Annotated in this window: 33 protein-coding genes; 1 reads left to right on the forward strand and 32 read right to left on the reverse strand. The window is 63.8% G+C overall.

Going from position 1 to position 18,560, the window contains the following annotated elements:
• Nucleotides 1-178: 178 nt before the first annotated feature.
• Nucleotides 179-1,252: a 3-deoxy-7-phosphoheptulonate synthase gene (locus tag DFR24_RS12085; protein WP_133881676.1), complete on the reverse strand. Its 1,074-nt coding sequence runs from the start codon at nt 1,250-1,252 to the stop codon at nt 179-181.
• Between the two features lie 232 nt (nt 1,253-1,484).
• On the opposite strand from DFR24_RS12085, the gene DFR24_RS12090 reads away from it, so the two are divergent.
• Nucleotides 1,485-1,997, forward strand: coding sequence for a copper chaperone PCu(A)C (locus DFR24_RS12090; RefSeq protein ID WP_133881677.1), 513 nt, complete (start codon nt 1,485-1,487; stop codon nt 1,995-1,997).
• Nucleotides 1,998-2,193: 196 nt separating this feature from the next.
• Here the strand turns inward: DFR24_RS12090 and rplQ are convergent, their stop codons facing one another.
• The 31 genes from rplQ to DFR24_RS25350 form a co-directional block, all read right to left on the reverse strand.
• Nucleotides 2,194-2,580, reverse strand: a complete 387-nt coding sequence (gene rplQ / locus DFR24_RS12095) for a 50S ribosomal protein L17 (protein ID WP_133881678.1) — start codon at nt 2,578-2,580, stop codon at nt 2,194-2,196.
• Between the two features lie 25 nt (nt 2,581-2,605).
• On the reverse strand, nt 2,606-3,598 hold the full coding sequence (locus tag DFR24_RS12100) for a DNA-directed RNA polymerase subunit alpha (RefSeq protein ID WP_133881679.1): 993 nt from the start codon (nt 3,596-3,598) through the stop codon (nt 2,606-2,608).
• Nucleotides 3,599-3,688: 90 nt separating this feature from the next.
• The gene (gene rpsD / locus DFR24_RS12105) at nt 3,689-4,309 is read right to left on the reverse strand and encodes a 30S ribosomal protein S4 (RefSeq protein WP_133881680.1); all 621 of its coding nucleotides are present in this window, start codon (nt 4,307-4,309) and stop codon (nt 3,689-3,691) included.
• A 14-nt stretch (nt 4,310-4,323) separates the two neighbouring features.
• Complete coding sequence (rpsK, locus tag DFR24_RS12110) at nt 4,324-4,728, reverse strand: 30S ribosomal protein S11 (protein WP_133881681.1); 405 nt, start codon at nt 4,726-4,728, stop codon at nt 4,324-4,326.
• An 11-nt stretch (nt 4,729-4,739) separates the two neighbouring features.
• The gene (gene rpsM, locus DFR24_RS12115; RefSeq protein WP_133881682.1) at nt 4,740-5,099 is read right to left on the reverse strand and encodes a 30S ribosomal protein S13; all 360 of its coding nucleotides are present in this window, start codon (nt 5,097-5,099) and stop codon (nt 4,740-4,742) included.
• Nucleotides 5,100-5,180: 81 nt separating this feature from the next.
• Entirely contained in the window at nt 5,181-5,294 is a 114-nt protein-coding gene (rpmJ, locus tag DFR24_RS12120) for a 50S ribosomal protein L36 (RefSeq protein ID WP_133881683.1), read from the reverse strand.
• A gap of 36 nt (nt 5,295-5,330) precedes the next feature.
• The gene (secY, locus tag DFR24_RS12125; RefSeq protein WP_133881684.1) at nt 5,331-6,722 is read right to left on the reverse strand and encodes a preprotein translocase subunit SecY; all 1,392 of its coding nucleotides are present in this window, start codon (nt 6,720-6,722) and stop codon (nt 5,331-5,333) included.
• Nucleotides 6,723-6,736: 14 nt separating this feature from the next.
• Nucleotides 6,737-7,174, reverse strand: a complete 438-nt coding sequence (rplO, locus tag DFR24_RS12130; RefSeq protein WP_133881685.1) for a 50S ribosomal protein L15 — start codon at nt 7,172-7,174, stop codon at nt 6,737-6,739.
• A gap of 2 nt (nt 7,175-7,176) precedes the next feature.
• Complete coding sequence (gene rpmD, locus DFR24_RS12135) at nt 7,177-7,365, reverse strand: 50S ribosomal protein L30 (protein ID WP_210772418.1); 189 nt, start codon at nt 7,363-7,365, stop codon at nt 7,177-7,179.
• A 10-nt stretch (nt 7,366-7,375) separates the two neighbouring features.
• A complete protein-coding gene (rpsE, locus tag DFR24_RS12140; protein ID WP_133881687.1) occupies nt 7,376-7,894 on the reverse strand; it encodes a 30S ribosomal protein S5 in 519 nt (172 codons plus the stop codon).
• A 3-nt stretch (nt 7,895-7,897) separates the two neighbouring features.
• Entirely contained in the window at nt 7,898-8,254 is a 357-nt protein-coding gene (rplR, locus tag DFR24_RS12145) for a 50S ribosomal protein L18 (RefSeq protein ID WP_133881688.1), read from the reverse strand.
• 77 nt (nt 8,255-8,331) lie between these two features.
• Nucleotides 8,332-8,862, reverse strand: coding sequence for a 50S ribosomal protein L6 (gene rplF, locus DFR24_RS12150; protein ID WP_133881689.1), 531 nt, complete (start codon nt 8,860-8,862; stop codon nt 8,332-8,334).
• 12 nt (nt 8,863-8,874) lie between these two features.
• Nucleotides 8,875-9,270, reverse strand: coding sequence for a 30S ribosomal protein S8 (rpsH, locus tag DFR24_RS12155; protein ID WP_133881690.1), 396 nt, complete (start codon nt 9,268-9,270; stop codon nt 8,875-8,877).
• Nucleotides 9,271-9,275: 5 nt separating this feature from the next.
• Nucleotides 9,276-9,581, reverse strand: a complete 306-nt coding sequence (gene rpsN, locus DFR24_RS12160; protein WP_133881691.1) for a 30S ribosomal protein S14 — start codon at nt 9,579-9,581, stop codon at nt 9,276-9,278.
• Nucleotides 9,582-9,590: 9 nt separating this feature from the next.
• Entirely contained in the window at nt 9,591-10,127 is a 537-nt protein-coding gene (gene rplE / locus DFR24_RS12165; RefSeq protein ID WP_133881692.1) for a 50S ribosomal protein L5, read from the reverse strand.
• Nucleotides 10,128-10,139: 12 nt separating this feature from the next.
• On the reverse strand, nt 10,140-10,466 hold the full coding sequence (gene rplX / locus DFR24_RS12170) for a 50S ribosomal protein L24 (protein WP_133881693.1): 327 nt from the start codon (nt 10,464-10,466) through the stop codon (nt 10,140-10,142).
• Between the two features lie 13 nt (nt 10,467-10,479).
• A complete protein-coding gene (rplN, locus tag DFR24_RS12175; RefSeq protein WP_133881694.1) occupies nt 10,480-10,845 on the reverse strand; it encodes a 50S ribosomal protein L14 in 366 nt (121 codons plus the stop codon).
• Between the two features lie 16 nt (nt 10,846-10,861).
• A complete protein-coding gene (gene rpsQ, locus DFR24_RS12180) occupies nt 10,862-11,128 on the reverse strand; it encodes a 30S ribosomal protein S17 (protein ID WP_133881695.1) in 267 nt (88 codons plus the stop codon).
• Nucleotide 11,129: 1 nt separating this feature from the next.
• Nucleotides 11,130-11,330, reverse strand: a complete 201-nt coding sequence (rpmC, locus tag DFR24_RS12185) for a 50S ribosomal protein L29 (protein ID WP_133881696.1) — start codon at nt 11,328-11,330, stop codon at nt 11,130-11,132.
• A complete protein-coding gene (gene rplP / locus DFR24_RS12190; protein WP_133881697.1) occupies nt 11,330-11,743 on the reverse strand; it encodes a 50S ribosomal protein L16 in 414 nt (137 codons plus the stop codon). The genes rpmC and rplP overlap by 1 nt, the downstream gene beginning before the upstream one ends.
• Nucleotides 11,744-11,789: 46 nt before the next feature.
• Nucleotides 11,790-12,476 carry a 30S ribosomal protein S3 gene (gene rpsC, locus DFR24_RS12195; RefSeq protein WP_133881698.1) on the reverse strand — a complete coding sequence of 229 codons (687 nt, stop codon included), beginning with the start codon at nt 12,474-12,476 and terminating at the stop codon, nt 11,790-11,792.
• 3 nt (nt 12,477-12,479) lie between these two features.
• Nucleotides 12,480-12,821: a 50S ribosomal protein L22 gene (gene rplV, locus DFR24_RS12200; protein ID WP_133881699.1), complete on the reverse strand. Its 342-nt coding sequence runs from the start codon at nt 12,819-12,821 to the stop codon at nt 12,480-12,482.
• Nucleotides 12,822-12,824: 3 nt separating this feature from the next.
• Entirely contained in the window at nt 12,825-13,109 is a 285-nt protein-coding gene (gene rpsS, locus DFR24_RS12205) for a 30S ribosomal protein S19 (RefSeq protein ID WP_133881700.1), read from the reverse strand.
• Nucleotides 13,110-13,121: 12 nt separating this feature from the next.
• Nucleotides 13,122-13,952: a 50S ribosomal protein L2 gene (rplB, locus tag DFR24_RS12210; protein ID WP_133881701.1), complete on the reverse strand. Its 831-nt coding sequence runs from the start codon at nt 13,950-13,952 to the stop codon at nt 13,122-13,124.
• A gap of 3 nt (nt 13,953-13,955) precedes the next feature.
• Entirely contained in the window at nt 13,956-14,285 is a 330-nt protein-coding gene (rplW, locus tag DFR24_RS12215) for a 50S ribosomal protein L23 (RefSeq protein WP_133881702.1), read from the reverse strand.
• The gene (gene rplD / locus DFR24_RS12220; RefSeq protein WP_133881703.1) at nt 14,282-14,887 is read right to left on the reverse strand and encodes a 50S ribosomal protein L4; all 606 of its coding nucleotides are present in this window, start codon (nt 14,885-14,887) and stop codon (nt 14,282-14,284) included. Before rplD ends, rplW begins: the two co-directional genes overlap by 4 nt.
• A gap of 9 nt (nt 14,888-14,896) precedes the next feature.
• Complete coding sequence (gene rplC, locus DFR24_RS12225; RefSeq protein WP_133881704.1) at nt 14,897-15,532, reverse strand: 50S ribosomal protein L3; 636 nt, start codon at nt 15,530-15,532, stop codon at nt 14,897-14,899.
• Between the two features lie 16 nt (nt 15,533-15,548).
• Nucleotides 15,549-15,866 (reverse strand): 30S ribosomal protein S10, encoded by a 318-nt coding sequence (gene rpsJ / locus DFR24_RS12230; protein ID WP_133881705.1) that lies wholly within the window; start codon nt 15,864-15,866, stop codon nt 15,549-15,551.
• 210 nt (nt 15,867-16,076) lie between these two features.
• Nucleotides 16,077-17,576, reverse strand: a complete 1,500-nt coding sequence (locus tag DFR24_RS12235) for a TPM domain-containing protein (protein ID WP_133881706.1) — start codon at nt 17,574-17,576, stop codon at nt 16,077-16,079.
• Nucleotides 17,577-17,620: 44 nt separating this feature from the next.
• The gene (locus DFR24_RS12240) at nt 17,621-18,322 is read right to left on the reverse strand and encodes a YceI family protein (RefSeq protein ID WP_162851182.1); all 702 of its coding nucleotides are present in this window, start codon (nt 18,320-18,322) and stop codon (nt 17,621-17,623) included.
• 136 nt (nt 18,323-18,458) lie between these two features.
• Nucleotides 18,459-18,560: EF-Tu C-terminal domain-related protein (locus DFR24_RS25350; RefSeq protein ID WP_211346617.1), on the reverse strand; the 102-nt coding region annotated here is incomplete at its 5' end.

Here is an 18,560-nt window from a genome sequence, read left to right on the forward strand (position 1 = left end):
TGTCGCGCGACGCTTCGCGTGTCCAGCGTGAGCCCGCCGCTCGGCACACGCAAGAGGCGAAGCAAGCCGCTGCGAACGAAGCCGGATACGTCAGTAACGATCCGTAGCCCGGAAGAAGCCCGGGATGGCTGCCTCACGCCTTGATAGCCCGAACCGAGTCCGGGCTACGAGAGCCGCTTCACGCCGTCTTGGCCAAACGATCGCGACGCTGCGCGACGCTGCCCGCCAGGCCTCGCAATACTTCGACGCTGTCGTCCCAGTGGATACACGCGTCGGTGACGCTCTGGCCGTAGACCATCTTGTCGCGCGGCCCGATGTCCTGGCGTCCCTCGACGAGGTGCGACTCGATCATCACGCCGATCACGCGCGTCTCGCCGCCGGCGATCTGCGCACCCACGTCCTGGCCGACGACGACCTGGCGCTTGTGCTGCTTGCTCGAGTTGGCGTGACTGAAGTCGACCATGACCTGCGGCTTGAGGCCACCCTTGACCATCGCGGTGCTGGCCGCCTCGACGCTGGCCGCGTCGTAGTTGGTTCCCGAGCTGCCGCCGCGCAGGATGATGTGGCAGTCCTCGTTGCCGGCCGTCTCGAAGATCGAGACTTCACCGTTGTTGGTCATCGACAGGAAGCGGTGCGGCGAGCGCGCCGACAGGCACGCGTCGACGGCGACCTTCACGCTGCCGTCGGTACCGTTCTTGAATCCGACCGGGCAGGACAGGCCCGACGCCATCTCGCGATGCAGCTGCGATTCGGTCGTGCGCGCGCCGATGGCACCCCAGGCGACGAGGTCCGCCAGGTACTGCGGCGTCAGGATGTCGAGGAACTCGACGCCCGCCGGAATGCCCATGTCGTTGAGATCGAGCAGCAGCTTGCGGCCGATGCGCAGGCCACGATCGATGTCGTAACCGTCATTGAGATCGGGATCGTTGATCAGCCCCTTCCAGCCCACCGTGGTGCGCGGCTTCTCGAAGTACACGCGCATGACGATCAGCAGGTTCTTCTTGAGCTGCTCGCGCAACGCCTTCAGGCGCGTCGCGTATTCCATCGCGGCTTTCGGATCGTGGATCGAGCACGGCCCGACGACGACCAGCAGGCGCTCGTCGCGACCGGCCAGGATGTCCTGGATTTCGCGGCGCGTCTGGAGCACGGTCTGGGCGGCCGCATCGGAGAGCGGCAATTCGGACTGCACCTGGGCGGGGGTCGAGACCGCGCGGATGGAGCGGATTCGGGTGTTTTCAGTGACCGGCTTCATGACTTGTTACAACCACGTCGAGGGGCGCGAATGCTAGCAAAATGGCCTCCGGCGCGATGCAGGGAGGCCCCTCGGGTGGCCGGGAAGAGACTGGAATCGCGGGCGCTCGAGTAGGAACGGCCGGCTGCCTTCGCTGGCGAAGGGGTACCAGTCGACCGGAGCGCCTCCGCAGTACGGGCGCGCCGTCGCACCTGAGATAATCCCGGTCCGTTCGCTCGTCCCTGATCCCACCATGTCCGTGAAGCCCGTGCTGTTGCTGCTGGCGCTCCCTTTCCTGGCGCTCGTCGCGGCATGCGACAAGACGCCTGCGACCACCAGCCCGGCCTCTGCGGTCGCGGGCGCTCTCCCTCAGGTCAGCAATGCCCGCGTGCTGTTGCCGCCGCCTGGCGCGCCAATGGCGGCCGCGTACTTCGACGTCCTCAACGCCGGTTCGACGGCCGTCGAGCTGCGTGCGGTCAGCAGCCCGTCTTTTTCGTCGGTGGAGATGCACGAGACGCGCGAGGAGGACGGCATGTCGCGCATGCGCCAGATCGAGAACGTGGAGATCCCCGCCGGGGGCAGGACGAGCTTCGAGCCGGGCGGGAAGCATTTGATGCTGATGGGCGCGCAACTCGACGCCGGCAATCCGGTGCAGGAGATTCCGATGAGCCTGGAATTCGTCGCCGCTGATGGGTCAAAGCGCGTCGTCGAGGCCCGTTTCGCGGTTCAGACAGCAACCGACGGCGAGGCGCAGTCGCATCACTGATGGCGGCCGTGCGAGGACCGCGAGCCTAGGGGGCTTTTCGGGCACGGAGCGCTATCGCCAGCCGATCGACGTCTTGGCCTTCTCATCGCGGCACAGGAGCCGGCGATCGATGCCTCATCCGGCCAACAACTAGCTCCGCAAACGATTCGGGCGCCTTGCGGCGCCCGAACAGTCACAACGGCATACCGAAAACGGCTTAGGCCGAAGGCGCCTCGCCGGTCGAAGCCGGACGATCCACCAACTCGACGTATGCCATCGGCGCGTTGTCGCCGGGACGGAAGCCACAGCGCAGGATGCGCGTGTACCCGCCCGGGCGCTTCGCGTAGCGCGGACCCAGATCCGTGAACAGCTTCTGCACGATCTCGCGATCACGCAGTCGCGAGAACGCGATGCGGCGGTTGTGGACGCTGTCTTCCTTGGCGCGCGTGATCAGCGGCTCGGCCAGACGACGCAGCTCCTTGGCCTTGGGCACCGTGGTGCGAATCAGCTCGTGCTTGAACAGGGCAACCGCGACCGACTGCATCGTGGCCTTGCGGTGGCTGCTGGTGCGGCCAAAGGTACGGCCGGCATTTCCGTGACGCATGGGATGTTCTCTAGTTTTAGCTTTGTTAGTTGGTCGCGGACTTCGGCGCCGACCAGTTGTCCAGACGCATGCCGAGTTCCAGGTCGTGCGCCTTGAGCGCTTCCTTGATCTCGTTGAGCGACTTCTTGCCCAGATTCGGCGTCTTCATCAGCTCGTTCTCGGTGCGCTGCACGAGCTCGCCAATGTAGTACACGCTCTCCGCCTTCAGGCAGTTGGCCGAACGCACCGTCAGTTCCAGTTCGTCGATCGGACGGAACAGGATCGGGTCGAGCGAACCGCTGGCGCCCTTGACGCCGACCGGCGCAACGGCACTGGCTTCGGCTTCGAGGTCGACGAACACGGTGAGCTGGTCGCGCAGGATGCGGGCAGCCTGGCGAACGGCTTCCGCCGCATCGATGCCACCGTTGGTGTCGACGTCGAGGATCAGACGATCCAGGTCGGTGCGCTGTTCGACGCGGGCACGCTCGACGGCGTAGCTGACGCGACGGACCGGGCTGTACGAGGCTTCGAGCTTGAGCAGGCCGACCGTGCTGGTCTCGGCTTCGCCGACCAGTGCAGCAACCGGCTGATAGCCGCGACCACGCGTGACCTTGAGCGTCGCCTTGATCTTGCCGCCGGTCAGGTGCGCGAGCACGAGTTCCGGGTTGACGATCTCGACGTCGTGGTCGAGCTGGATGTCGGCAGCCGTCACCGGGCCATTGCCCGACTTCTCGAGGCGCAGCGTCGCTTCTTCGCGCGCATTGAGACGGATAGCGATGTTCTTGATGTTCAGCAGGATGTCGATGACGTCTTCCTGCACGCCTTCGATCGCGCTGTATTCATGCACGACACCTTCGATCTGCACTTCGGTCACTGCGGCGCCGGGGATCGACGACAGCAGGATGCGACGCAGCGCGTTGCCCAGCGTGTGGCCGAAACCGCGCTCGAGCGGCTCCATGGCGACGCGGGCACGGTTGGGCGAAACGACCTCGACCTTAATCTCGCGCGGCTTGAGCAGTTCGGAAACGAAACCTTGCATGAATAACCTCTAGTTGTTGCGAGTAACCGTCTTTCAGAACAGCAAATCGTCTGACCTTCCGGGTACCGCGAGAGAAACTTGGGTGACGCCTTACTTCGAGTACAACTCGACGACGAGGTTCTCGTTGATGTCGGGCAGGATCTGGTCGCGGCTCGGCTGCGCCTTGAACTTGCCCTTGAGACCCTTCTCGTCCACTTCGAGCCAGTCCGGGAAGCCGATCTGCGCTGCGATGGAGAGCGACTCGGCGATACGACCCTGGCCACGCGACTTCTCGCGGACTTCCACCGAGTCACCGACCTGCACCTGATACGAGGCGATGTTCACCGACTTGCCATTCACATGGATCGCCTTGTGGCTCACCAGCTGGCGTGCTTCTGCGCGCGTGCGGCCGAAGCCCATGCGATAGATCACGTTATCGAGACGGCCTTCGAGCATCAGCAACAAGTTCAGACCCGTTGCGCCCTTCTGGCCGGAGGCCTTCAGGTAGTAATTGCGGAACTGCCGCTCGAGCACGCCGTACATCTGCTTGAGCTTCTGCTTCTCGCGAAGCTGCGTGCCGTATTCAGTCGGGCGCGCCTTGCGGGCACCGTGCTGGCCGGGAGGCGTATCGAGCTTGCACTTCGTTTCCAGCGAACGACCGCGCGACTTCAGCAGCAGGTCGGTACCGGCACGACGGGACAACTTGCACTTGGGACCAATGTAACGAGCCATGATCTATTCCGTACTTAGACGCGACGACGCTTGGGCGGACGGCAGCCGTTGTGCGGAATCGGCGTCACGTCGGTGATGTTCGAAATCTTGAAGCCTGCGGCGTTCAGCGCACGAACCGCGGACTCACGACCCGGGCCGGGGCCCTTGATGCGCACTTCGACGTTCTTCACGCCGTGTTCGGCAGCAGCCTGCGCGGCCTTGTCGGCGGCGACCTGCGCGGCAAACGGGGTCGACTTGCGCGAACCCTTGAAACCCGCGGCGCCGGCGGTCGACCAGGAAATCGCGTTGCCCTGGCGGTCCGTGATCAGCACGATCGTGTTGTTGAACGAAGCGTGGACGTGCACAACGGCATCGGTCACGTTCTTCTTGACGCGCTTGGCGCGCGGTTTGGAACCAGCGGAATTCGGGGCGGTAGCCATCTCTTACTCGATTAGTTCTTCTTGATCGCGCGACGCGGGCCCTTGCGGGTGCGAGCGTTGGTGCGCGTGCGCTGACCACGAACCGGCAGACCGCGACGGTGACGCGTTCCGCGGTAGCAGCCCAGGTCCATCAGGCGCTTGATGCTCATGGAAACTTCGCGGCGAAGATCGCCTTCCACGGTGACTTTGCCGATTTCGGCGCGCAGGGCGTCGAGCTGGCCTTCCGTCAGATTGCGCACCTGGATCGTCGGATCGAGCTTGGCCCCGGCGCAGATCGCCTTGGCACGAGTCGGTCCGATTCCGTAGATCGCCTGCAGCGCAATCACGGTGTGCTTCTTGTCGGGGATATTGACGCCGGCGATACGTGCCATGACGCGGGAACTCCAGAATCTAGGGCGCGCGAAAAAGGGCGCGAATTGTACGGACTAGGCGTAAACCGGGCAACCCGGTCTTCAGCCCTGACGCTGCTTGTGACGCAGATCGGTGCAGATCACACGGACGACGCCTGAACGGCGAACGACCTTGCAGTTGCGGCAGATCTTCTTGACGGAAGTACGGACTTTCATGAGAAACCTCGAACGGCAAACTTTTGGACGAGACCCTTAACGGGTCGTGGCCTTGTTGGAACCCAGCGCTTTCAGACCCGAACCACCCGGCTTGCCACCGCCGTCGCCCGGACCGCCCAGACCCTTCAGATTGGCCTTCTTCAGCAGGCCATCGTACTGGTGTGACATCAGATGCGCCTGCAGCTGCGCCATGAAGTCCATGATCACGACCACGGTGATCAGCAGAGACGTACCGCCGAAGGCGAAGGGCACAGCCGCGTACGCGATCATGAACTCCGGCATCAGGCAGATGATGGTGATATATGCCGCGCCGGCCACGGTCAGGCGCGTCAGCACCTGGTCGATGTACTTGGCCGTCATCGCACCCGGACGGACACCCGGGATGAATGCGCCCGACTTCTTCAGGTTCTCGGCGGTCTCGCGTGAGTCGAACACCAATGCCGTGTAGAAGAAGCAGAAGAAGACGATCATGCCGGCGTACAGGAAGCCGTGCAACGCCTGGCCGGGCGACAGCGCGTTCGACAGCTGTGCCATGAAGCCGCCACCCTGGTCGCCGCCGAAGAGCTGCGCCAGCGTGGCCGGGAACAGGATGATCGACGACGCGAAGATCGGCGGAATAACGCCCGACATGTTCAGCTTCAGCGGCAGGTGCTGGGTCTGAGCGGCGAAGAGCTTGCGGCCCTGCTGACGCCGCGCATGGTGCACCGGGATGCGTCGCTGCGCACGTTCGACATAGACGACCGCATAGGTCACACCCGCCGTCAGCAACGCGAGCAGCACGACCACCGCCGGGTTGAGCGAACCTTCGCTGACGAGCTGCGCCGTCGAGCCGATGGCCGAAGGCAGACCCGCGACGATGCCGGCAAAGATGATCATCGACATGCCGTTGCCGATGCCGCGCTCGGTGATCTGCTCGCCGAGCCACATCAGGAACATGGTGCCGGTCACCAGCGACACCGTCGCCGTGAACACGAAGCCCATACCAGGCGCGATGGCCACGCCGCTCTTCTGCAGGGCGGTGGCGGCGCCGATGGCCTGGAAGATCGCCAGACCCAACGTGCCGTAGCGCGTGTACTTGGTGATCGTGCGACGACCTGCCTCGCCTTCCTTCTTCAGCTCCTTGAGCTGAGGAATCACCGAAGCCATCAGCTGCACGATGATTGAAGCCGAGATGTAGGGCATGACGCCCAGCGCCATGATCGACAGTCGCGACAGGGCACCGCCCGAGAACATGTTGAACATGTCCAGGATCGAGCCGCGGGTCTGGTCGAACAGTGCCGCGAGCTGCACCGGATCGATGCCCGGCACCGGGATGTAGCTGCCGATGCGGAATACGACGATGGCACCGAGCAGGAAGAACAGGCGGCCGCGAACCTCTCCAATCTTGGAGAGATCCGGCACCATTCCGGTGTTGGGGGCCTTGGCCATCGGGATGCGGCTGATTACTCGGCGATCGAACCGCCAGCGGCGGTCACGGCTTCACGCGCGCCCGCCGTCAGCTTGAGACCCTTCAGGCTCAGCTTCTTGCTCAGCTCGCCGGTCTTGATGACCTTGACGATGTCGGCGCCGGCCGGGACGAAGCCTTCGGCCTTCAGCACGGCAATGTCGATCTCGCCGGTCGCCTTGACCTTCTGCAGATCGGACAGACGGACCTGCGCGGTCAGACCGAGCAGCGGCGAGTTGAAGCCGCGCTTGGGCAGACGACGTTGGATCGGCATCTGGCCGCCTTCGAAGCCCTTCTTGCCGCGGCCGCCCTTGCGAGCGCGCTGACCCTTATGACCGCGACCCGCGGTCTTACCCATACCCGAACCGATGCCGCGGCCGACGCGGACGCGCTCGGTCTTGGCGCCGGCTGCCGGCTTGATTTCGTTGAGTTTCATGCTCATGAGACTTCTTCCACCTTCAGCATGTAGCTGATCTTGTTGACCATGCCCATGACTTCCGGCGTGGCGACCAGCGTGGACGTCGAGCTGATCCGGCCCAGGCCGAGGCCGCGGACCGTGTCCTTGTGCTTCTGCAGCCGACCGAAGGTGCTCTTCGTCAGCGTGACCTTGATTTTCTTCGTCGTCATGGCGAGTGCCTTAGGCGAGGATTTCTTCGAGCGTCTTGCCGCGCTTGGCAGCAATCTCGGAAGGCTGGTTCATCTTCTTGAGCGCATCGAGCGTGGCGCGAACCATGTTGATCGGGTTGCGCGATCCGAAGGACTTGGCGAGCACGTTCTGCACACCGGCCACTTCGAACACCGCGCGCATCGCGCCACCGGCGATGACACCGGTACCGTCGGAAGCCGGACGCATGAATACACGCGTGGCGCCATGCTGGCCCCAGATCTCGTGCTGCAACGTCAGGCCGTGGAGCGGCACGCTGATCATGTTCTTGCGAGCCTGCTCCATCGCCTTGGAGATGGCCTGAGGCACTTCGCGCGCCTTGCCATAACCGAAGCCGACCTTGCCGGTGCCATCGCCGACCACCGTCAGGGCGGTGAAGGCGAACTGCTTACCGCCCTTGACCGTCTTGCTGACGCGGTTGACCGTGACCAGCTTTTCCTTGAGGTCGGAGCCGGACTGCGAATCTTCGTACTGGTGCGTTTGGTTCGCCATTTCTTAGAACTCCAGGCCGGCTTCGCGCGCGGCATCGGCCAGCGCTTGAACGCGACCGTGATACTTGAAACCGGAACGGTCGAAAGCGACCTTCGTGATGCCAGCAGCCTTGGCGCGCTCGGCAATCGCGGCACCCACCTTCTTGGCGGCCTCCACGTTGCCCGTCGCCTTCAGACCGTCCGCCACTTCCTTCTCTACCGTCGAAGCCGCGACCAGCGTGTGCGACGCATCCGGCGCGATGATCTGCGCATAGATGTGCTGCGGAGTGCGGTACACGGTCAGGCGGTTGGCGCCGAGGGTGCGGATGTGCATGCGCGTGCGCTTGGCGCGACGCAGGCGGGAGGCTCTCTTGTCTTTCATACCGCGATGTCCTTTGAATCGTTACGGATGTTGCGTTCCCTGCCGTGCGTTCGTGCGCAGGGGCGACGCGACGCGACTTACTTTTTCTTCGCTTCCTTGAGCTCGACGCGCTCGTCGGAATAACGCACGCCCTTGCCCTTGTACGGCTCAGGCGGTCGGAAGCCGCGGATATCCGCAGCAACCTGGCCGACCATTTTCTTGTCGGCGCCCTTGATGATGATCTCGGTCTGCGTCGGCGTTTCCACCGTGATGCCTTCCGGGATCGGGTACTCAATGGGGTGCGAGAAGCCGAGTGCAAGATTGACCTTCTTGCCCTGCGAGGCGGCGCGATAACCGACGCCCACCAGGTTCAGCTTCCGCTGGTAGCCGGTGGTGACACCGACGACCATGTTGTTGATCAGTGCGCGCACCGTGCCGGACTGCATGGCATCGGCCTTCACCGAAGCTTCGGTGACGCTCAGGCTCTCGCCCTTGATCTCAACGGCCACGGACTCGGGCAGCGTGAAGTTCAGCGACGTCTTGGCGCCCTTGACGGTCACCGTGCCGTTGGCACTGGTGATCTGTACGCCGGCCGGGATATTCACCGGCATTTTCGCTACGCGGGACATGTCTCGAATTCCTTAAGAAACGATGCAGACCACTTCGCCGCCCTGGCCGGTGGCGCGCGCTTTGCGGTCGCTCACCATGCCGCTGGCGGTCGACACGATCGCCACACCCAGGCCGCCGAGCACCTTGGGCAGTTCATCCTTGCCCTTGTACACGCGCAGCGAAGGAGTGCTGATGCGGTCGATCCTCTCGATGACCGGCTTGCCCTCGAAATACTTGAGCGCGACGGTGATCGTCTTCTTGTTGCCTTCAGCGGCAACGTCGTAGCCCAGGATGTAGCCCTCGTCCTGGAGGACGCTGGCAATGGCTTCCTTGGCCTTGGACGACGGGCTCTTGATGGACTTCTTGCGCGCCGACTGACCGTTGCGGATGCGGGTCAGGAAATCGGCGATGGGATCGGTCATCGACATGGTGATTACCAGCTTGCTTTCTTGAGGCCCGGCACTTCGCCGCGCATCGCTGCTTCACGCAGCTTGTGACGCGCGAGGCCGAACTTCCGGTACACGCCGCGGGTGCGGCCGGTGATCGCGCAGCGGTTGCGCTGGCGCGTGTAACTGCCATCGCGAGGCAGCTTCTGCAGGCTCACGGACGCCGTCTGCTTGTCCTCGTAGGACGCATTCGGGTCCTTGAGAATCACGCGCAGCTTCTCGCGCTTCTTCTCGTCCTTGTTGACCTGAGCGGTTCGGCGCTTCTCGCGCTCGATCATGTTGCGCTTTGCCATGGCTGTGCCTTACTTGCGGAAGGGGAAGCTGAAGGCGTCGAGCAGGGCCCGACCTTCTTCGTCCGTCTTCGCCGAGGTGGTGAAGGTGATGTTCATGCCGCGCAGCGCATCGATCTTCTCGTATTCGATTTCCGGGAAGATGATCTGCTCGGTGATACCGAAGTTGAAGTTGCCCTGGCCGTCGAAGCCGCGCGCGCTGATGCCGCGGAAGTCGCGGATACGCGGCAGCGCCACAGCGATCAGGCGCTCAAGGAACTCGTACATGCGCTCGCGGCGCAGCGTGACCTTCACGCCGACCGGGTAGTTCTCGCGCACCTTGAAGGTGGCGATCGAAATACGCGTCTTGGTCACCACCGGCTTCTGGCCGGCGATCGCGGTCATGTCGGCCACCGCATGCTCGATGACCTTCTTGTCAGCCGTTGCTTCACCCACGCCCATGTTGAGCGTGATCTTCTTCAAGCGCGGCACGGCCATCGCGTTGCAACCGAGCTTCTTCTGAAGGTCGGCAGCAATCTTGTCGCGGAATTCTGTCTGGAGGGTCGCCATCGTGTTGCTCGCTTAGAGGTCCACTCGTTCAGAGTTGGACTTGAAGAAACGCACCTTCACCTTCTTGTCGCCTTCGCCTTCGAACCGGAAACCCACCCGATCGCCTTTCGACGTCTTGGAGTTCCAGAGCATCACGTTGGAGATCTGGATCGGCATCTCCTTCTCGACGATGCCACCAGCGACACCCCCATTGGGATTGCCCTTCTGATGCTTCTTGACGATGTTGATGCCTTCGACCAGCAGCTTGCCGTCGGCACGAACCTGCGAAACCTTGCCGCGGCGGCCCTTGTCGCGGCCGGTGATGACGACGACGTCGTCGCCCTTCTTGATCTTGCTCATGTCTGGATAAACCTCAGATCACTTCCGGCGCCAACGACACGATCTTCATGAACCGGTCGCGCAGTTCGCGCGTGACGGGCCCGAAGATGCGGGTGCCGATAGGCTCCAGCTTGCTGCTCAGAAGCACAGCAGCATTGGTATCGAAACGGATGGCGGAGCCGTCCGGACGGCGGATCGGATGGCGCGTGCGGACGACGACCGCGTCGTGCACTTCGCCCTTCTTGACCTTGCCGCGGGGGATGGCGTCCTTGACCGTGACCTTGATCAGGTCGCCGACGTTCGCATAACGGCGATACGTCGCACCCTTGACCTGGATCACCTGGACGAGCTTGGCGCCACTGTTGTCAGCGACGACGAGGAAGGATTCCTGTTGCAGCATGGGATTCTCCTCTCGCTCAGGCGTGGTTGGACAGCACTTCGACCAGCTTGAAGTGCTTGGTGGCCGAAATCGGACGCGTCTCGACGATCGCAACCAGGTCGCCTTCCTTGGCGGTCTGGTTCTCGTCGTGCGCGTGCAGCTTGGTCGAGCGGCGCAGAATCTTTCCGTAAAGCGGGTGCTTCACGCTGCGCTCGACCAGGACCGTGATGGTCTTGTTCATTTTGTTCGACACGACGCGGCCGACAATGCGGCGCTCGGTCTTGGGGGCCGTGGCTTCGGTCATCTCACTTGCTCTTCTGGTTCAGCAACGTCTGCACGCGCGCAACCTTCTTGCGAGCGTCGCGCGTCAGGTGCGACTGGTTCATCTGGCCCATCGACGCCTGCATGCGCAGATTGAACTGCTCCTGGCGCAGCGCGGTGAGTTCGGCCTTCAGTCCGGCTGCGTCCTTCGAACGCAGCGACTTCACGTAGTCGGTGGTCTTCATCAGAGGATCGTCCGCTGGATAAACGCGCTCTTGACACTGAGTTTGGCGGCCGCGAGGCGGAAGGCTTCGCGCGCTTCAGCTTCGGTCACGCCTTCCATTTCGTACAGCATGCGGCCCGGCTGCACCTTGGCGACCCAGTACTCCACGTTGCCCTTACCCGAGCCCATGCGGACTTCGAGAGGCTTCTTGGTGACGGGTACGTCCGGGAACACGCGGATCCACAGCTTTCCGCCGCGCTTCACGTAGCGGGTGATGACACGACGAGCCGCTTCGATCTGGCGGGCCGTCAGCATGCCGCGCTCGACGGCCTTCAGACCGAACTCGCCAAAGCTGACCTTGTTGCCGGTCAGGGCGAGGCCGGTGTTGCGGCCCTTCTGCTGCTTGCGGTACTTCGTTCGCTTGGGCTGCATCATGGCAGCTGGCTCCTAATTAAATTCGACTAGAGGGAGGGCAGTCGGATCAGGCGTTGGCCTGTTCGACAGCTTCTTCCTTCTTGTTGCCGCGGCGGTCATCAAACACTTCGCCGCTGAACACCCAGACCTTGACGCCGATGACGCCGTACGTGGTCTTGGCCTCGGCCGTGGCGTAGTCCACGTGTGCGCGCAGCGTGTGAAGCGGCACGCGACCTTCGCGGTACCACTCGACGCGGGCGATTTCCGCACCGTTCAGACGACCACCGACCTGGATCTTGATGCCCTGGGCGCCCTGGCGAAGCGCATTCTGCACCGCACGCTTCATCGCGCGGCGGAACATGATGCGGCGCTCGAGCTGCTGGGCGACGGATTCGGCGATCAGCTGCGAGTCGAGTTCCGGCTTGCGGATTTCTTCGACCGAGATGTGCACGCTCTCGGGCTTCAGACCCATCTTGCCGGCGACATCGTTCTTCAGCTTCTCGATGTCCTCGCCCTTCTTGCCGATGACGATGCCCGGGCGCGCTGTGTGGATCGTGACGCGAGCCGACTTCGAGGGGCGCTCGATGCGGATCTTCGACACCGACGCGGCGGCGAGCTTCTTCTTCAGGTAGGCGCGAACCTGCATGTCCTTCGTCAGGTTCTCGCAGTACGCGCCACGCTCGGCGTACCAGTTCGACGTCCACTGAGTGGTGATGCCGAGGCGGAAGCCGTACGGATTGACTTTATGACCCATTGCTTAGCCCTTCTTTCCGTCGCTGACGCGCACGGTGACGTGCGAGGTGCGCTTGATGATGCGATCGCCACGACCCTTGGCACGGGGACGCATGCGCTTCATGACCGGGCCCTCGTCGACGAGGATCTCGGACACCTTGAGCTCGTCGACATCGGCGCCGTCGTTGTTCTCCGCGTTCGCGATCGCCGAGTCGAGCACCTTCTTCAGGATGCCGGCGGCGCGCTGGTTGGAGAACTTGAGGATGTTCAGCGCCTCGTCGACCTTCTTGCCACGGACGAGATCGGCGAGCAGCCGTCCCTTCATCGGGGACAGGCGAACGAACTTGAGTACGGCCTGCGTCTGCATGGCTTACTTCCCCTTGGCGTCGGTCTTCTTGTCCCCGCCGTGTCCCTTGAAGGAACGCGTAGGCGAGAACTCACCGAGCTTGTGGCCGACCATGTTTTCGGTCACGAACACCGGCATGTGCGCTTTGCCGTTGTGGACCTGCAGGGTCAGGCCCACGAAATCGGGCGTGATCATGGAACGGCGCGACCAGGTCTTGATCGGCTTCTTGATACGGCTACCGGACATGTCCGCCACCTTCTTAGCAAGGTGGTGATCGACGAACGGGCCTTTCTTGAGTGAACGCGGCATGGCTCTGCTCGATTACTTCTTGTGGCGCGAACGCACGATGAACTTCTGCGTGCGCTTGTTATTACGGGTCTTGAGACCCTTCGTCTGCTGACCCCAGGGCGTGACCGGGTGGGGATTACCCTGACCGGACTTGCCTTCACCACCACCGTGCGGGTGGTCGACCGGGTTCATGACGACACCGCGGACCGTGGGACGGATGCCCTTCCAGCGCTTCGCACCGGCCTTGCCGTACTGGCGCAGGTTGTGTTCGAAGTTGCTGACTTCACCGACGGCGGCGCGGCACTCGGCGTGCACCTTGCGCATTTCGCCGGAGCGAAGGCGCAGCGTGGCGTACTCGCCTTCGCGGGCCACCAGCTGCACGCCGGCGCCAGCGGCGCGGGCAAGCTGCGCACCCTTGCCGGGGCGCATCTCGATGCAGTGGATCGTCGAACCGATCGGGATGTTGCGCAGCGGCAGCACGTTGCCCGGCTTGATCGGAGCATCCGTACCGGACTGCACGCTGTCACCCACCGACAGGCCACGCGGCGCAATGATGTAGCGGCGCTCACCATCGGGATACAGGATCAGCGCGATATGGGCGGAGCGGTTGGGGTCGTATTCGAGACGCTCGACCTTGCCCGGGATGCCGTCCTTGTTGCGCTTGAAATCGATCAGACGATAGTGATGCTTGTGACCGCCGCCCTTGTGGCGCGTGGTCATGTGACCGTTGTTGTTGCGCGCGCCGCCTGGGTTGTTCTTCTCGAGCAACGGGAAGTGCGGTTCGCCCTTCCACAGGCCCGGCGTGAGCACCTTGACCTGGTGGCGGCGACCCGGAGAGGTCGGCTTGATTTGGACCAAAGGCATGGCTTACGACTCCTTCACGCCGCCGGCGAAGTCAATTTCCTGACCTGCGGCCAGGGTGACGTACGCCTTCTTCCAGTCGGAGCGACGGCCCATGGACTGGCCGAAGCGCTTGGTTTTTCCCGCCATGTTCAGCGTGTTCACGTCGGTCACCTGGACCTTGAACAGCTGCTCCACCGCGGCCTTGATCTCCGGCTTGGTGGCGTCGCGGGCAACCTTGAAGACCGCCTGGTTGCGCTTTTCAGCAACGCGGGTGGACTTCTCGGACACCACGGGGGCGACGATGACGCGGTGCAGCCGTCCGGCTGCGATCTTGATTTGGGCTTGCGTGCTCATGACAGCCAGGCCTCGAGTTTCTTGACGGCGTCCGTCGTGAGGACGACCTTCGAGTGACGCAGCAGCGAAACCGGATCCAGACCGCTCACGTCCGTGACGCCGACCTTGTGCAGGTTGCGCGCGGAGAGATACAGGTTCTGGTCGACTTCGCCGGTAACCAGCAGCACATCGTTCGTGCCGTAGTCCTTGAGCTTCTCGATCAGCGTCTTGGTCTTGGCGGCCTCGACAGCAAGCGTGTCGGTGACCATCAGATGACCGGCACGAGCCAGCTCGGACACGATCGAACGGATCGCGCCGCGATACATCTTGCGGTTGACCTTCTGCGAGAAGTCGCGCGGCACGGCGGCGTGCGTCTTGCCGCCACCACGCCACAGCGGGCTGCGGATCGAGCCGGCGCGAGCCTGACCCGTACCCTTCTGCTTCCAGGGCTTCTTGCCGCCGCCGGAAACTTCTGCCTTCGTCTTCTGCTTCTTCGTGCCAGCGCGGCCGCCATTCATGTAGGCGGTGACCACCTGGTGAATCAGCGGTTCGTTGTATTCGGCAGCGAACACGGCGTCGTTGACCGACACCTTGGTGCTGCTGTTGTGGACCTGGATTTCCATGGCTTGCTCTTACTTCACCGTGGGCCGGACGACGACGTCGCCACCGGCATGACCGGGGACTGCGCCCTTGACCAGCAGCAGATTCTTGGCGGAATCGACGCGGACCAGATCAAGGTTCAGCGCGGTGATCTGCTCGCTGCCCATGTGGCCGGCCATCTTCTTGCCCTTCCACACCTTGCCCGGCGACTGGCGCTGGCCGATCGATCCCGGAACGCGGTGGCTGAGGGAGTTACCGTGGCTAGCGCGACCGCCGCGAAAATTCCAACGCTTCTGGACACCGGCGAAACCCTTGCCGATCGACGTGCCCGTGACATCGACCCGCTTGATGTCGTTGAAGGCTTCGACCTTGATCTCGGTACCGGGAGCGGCATCGGCGAACTCGGCGTCGGTGACGCGGATTTCCCAGAGGCCACGGCCGGCGGCGACGCCAGCCTTCTTGAAGTGACCCGTCTGCGCCTTGTTGACGCGCGAGGCCTTCACTTCACCGACCGTCACCTGCACGGCGCGATAGCCGTCGGTTTCGGTGGTCTTGACCTGGGTCACGCGGTTGGGCGTGCATTCGATGACAGTGACGGGGATGGACTCACCAGCTTCGGTGAATACCCGCGTCATGCCGGCCTTGCGGCCAATGATGGCAATAGACATGGAGGCGTCCTCGTCCTTAATTGACCTTGATCTGGACTTCCACGCCTGCGGGAAGGTCCAGCTTGGAGAGGGCATCCACCGTCTTCTCGGTGGGGTCGACGATCTGCATCAGACGCTTGTGCGTACGAATTTCGTACTGGTCACGGGCATCTTTATCAGCGTGGGGCGACACGAGGATCGTGTAACGCTCCTTGCGGGTCGGCAGCGGAATCGGACCACGCACGACGGCGCCGGTACGTTTCGCAGTTTCCACAATCTCACGCGCCGATTTATCAATCAGGCGGTGATCGAATGCTTTTAGTCGAATACGAATCGACTGGCTGGTCGCGGCCATGCTCTCACTCAGGTCTTAAAGAACGACCCCGGAACACCGGAATCAATGCACTGAAACAACGGGCTTCAGCGCGGGTGTTTGTCGGGGGGCTAGCTCGAAAGGGCGCGCAGTATAGCCGCGGGGTTTTGCACCTGCAATGGATTTGGCGATCCTATTTTCACGCGACGCGAATTCTTCCGAGCATGGACGCCAAGTACCCGAGCCAAGCCTCTACAGACCGGACGCGCCTTCTATTTTTGGACGCGGCAGATGCTGCTTGAGTCGCTCGCGGAGTTCCGGCTCGGCGATTCCGAGGTCGGCCAGCAGGAAGGCGATTCCATCGCGATACGCCAGGATTCCCAGCAAAACGAGCAGTGCGAGCAGGGCCAGCGGGAAGCTGATGATGACCAGCACCAGCGCCATGACGCCGTGCATCGGCTTGAGCTGGCGCAGCCGGATCTGGATCACCGCCTTGATCAGATCCACCAGCTCCTCGGCCTTCCTGTCGCGCCGCGATGAGGAGTGAACGGTCGCTGTGAGCGCACGTGGCACGTGCCGGTCGCGGGGAGCCGAGCCCGCCCGCATGGCGACACGCGGCTGTGCCGCGAGTCCGGGATGCGCGAACGTCGTCGGCATCGGCTCGCGTTCCGAGTCGTTCGCTCCGCGGAGCAGCGCACGCAGCAGCGGGACCAGGACCGGCGACAGCAGGCCCGCAAGCACCAGGCAGCCCGCCAGCGCGGTGAAGCCCGTCGCCACCCACAAGGCGACCCCGCCGCCCAGGGCACCGACGATCAGGGCCCCGGTGAAGGCCCGCCCCCAGAGCATCAAGGCGGCCAGCGCCAGCAGCCCGGCAAGTGCGTACGCAGCGCCGACGCTGACGGGATGGAACGGCGGTTCGACCTGCTCGCCGCGAATCTGCAGCAGCATCGCCGGGACCAGCACCGTCAACTGCCCCGCCTGCTCGCCTGCCTCGCCGAACCAGGTGTCCAGGCCTGACGTCAGGCTGTGCGTGACGCCGCCCGCGAGGCGCGCCACATCCTCCGGCAGCTTCTCGAACCACGGCGGCATCTCCATCGGTGGCTCGAGGGCGATCTGCGTATCGACGTCGGCTCCCGGTTCCTCGGGAGCCGGATCGAGGCCCTGAGCCGCTGCAGCCGCCGCCGCGGCCGCTTCCTGGGCTGCTTTGACGGCCGCGTCGGCTGCGGCGAGCGCGTCGGCCACGGGCACCTCTTCAGCGGACGGGAGCCCCACTTCGCCCCCGTCGAGCACGGCAATCATCTGCTCGGCACCCTGGCGGATACCGACCCCCGCCTCTCCACGCCCGAACGCCGGCACGACCCAGCGGGACAGGATGTCCGCCTGCGCCTCGCCCTGGAGACGTTCGGCCAGGGGACCGGCGGCGCGGATCAGGATGTAGCCTTCAGCCGACCACAGCAGCAGCGCGCCGCCCTTGTCGGCACTGTCCATCCTCCATTCCGAGAGAACACGATCGGCAAAGGCCTCGAGTTCTTCATCGGGCGTGGCCTCCACCAGCAGCACGGCGAGCTTGCGACCCGTCGTCACCTCGTACTTGCCGAGCAGGATTTGGGTTTTCGCCACCTCGGCCGGCTCGAGGATCTGCGTCAGGTCGGTCACATAGCCGGTGGGCCGAGGTACCGGCGCGACGGCCTGCGCGACATTCGTGATCAGCAACAGCAGCCCGGCGACAACCCCGATCAGTGCATGGCGCATCTGGAAACTCCCTGTTTCCCCGATCGTACCCGGCTACGGCGCGATCAGCGGGCGAGCCCTGGGCGACCCCGTAGTTCAAACGTGACACCGATCTCGTCCTGCACCGCCATCAGGCCGCCGAGCACCGAGAAAGGCTCCATCCCGAAGTCGGTCTGGCGCAGCACGAACTCCCCTGAAATGCGCAGTCCCTGGGCATCCCGCGCCGCACGCACCATCACCGGCTGCACGTGCGTTGCGCCCTTGATCGTGACGGCGACCTCGACAACGAGCACCGGCCAGTCGCCCGCGATCGCCCTCGAGTGCAGTTCGACGTGGGGAAACTGGACCGCATCGAGCACCTTGGGACCCAGCATGTTGCGGCGCGTACCCGCGATGTCCGCCTCGGAGCGCGCCGGCGAAAAATTCCCGCCGGTCTGCTCACGCCAGGCAGGATCGTCGATTTGCAGCGCATCGACCGGCACGCGCAGATCGAATCGCGAGTCACGCGGCTGCGAGGGATCGAGCCGCACGTAACCCTCGAAGTTCGAAACGCCGAGCACGTGATTGTGGCCGGCCTTCGCCGCCTTGCCGCCCCGAAAGACGTAGAGCCGGATCGTCGAGTCGGCCGGATCGAGCGTGTAGATCTCACCCGACGAATCTGCAGCGTCGAGATACGGCTGGCGCAGATCGGGCAACGCGATCACGGCAGACTCGACCGGCTGCGGCGCAGGCGTCTGGCAGCTCGCCACGACCAGGGAGGCGAACACGAATCCAAGCGTCGAAGGGCGAGCGCGGCGGAGCATCACCGCATTGTAGGAGCGAAGCGTCGTCGCGCCTGGGCGGCCGCCCACGAAAAAGGGCGCGAGCTTTCGCTCGCGCCCTTTGGCAAAACGGTTCCGCGACTTAGGCGAGGATCTTGGTGACGACGCCGGCGCCGACGGTACGGCCACCCTCACGGATGGCGAAGCGGACCTGCTCCTCCATCGCGATCGGGTTGATCAGTTC

This window comes from Panacagrimonas perspica (assembly GCF_004364935.1).
GTDB classification, from domain to species: Bacteria; Pseudomonadota; Gammaproteobacteria; order Nevskiales; family Nevskiaceae; genus Panacagrimonas; species Panacagrimonas perspica.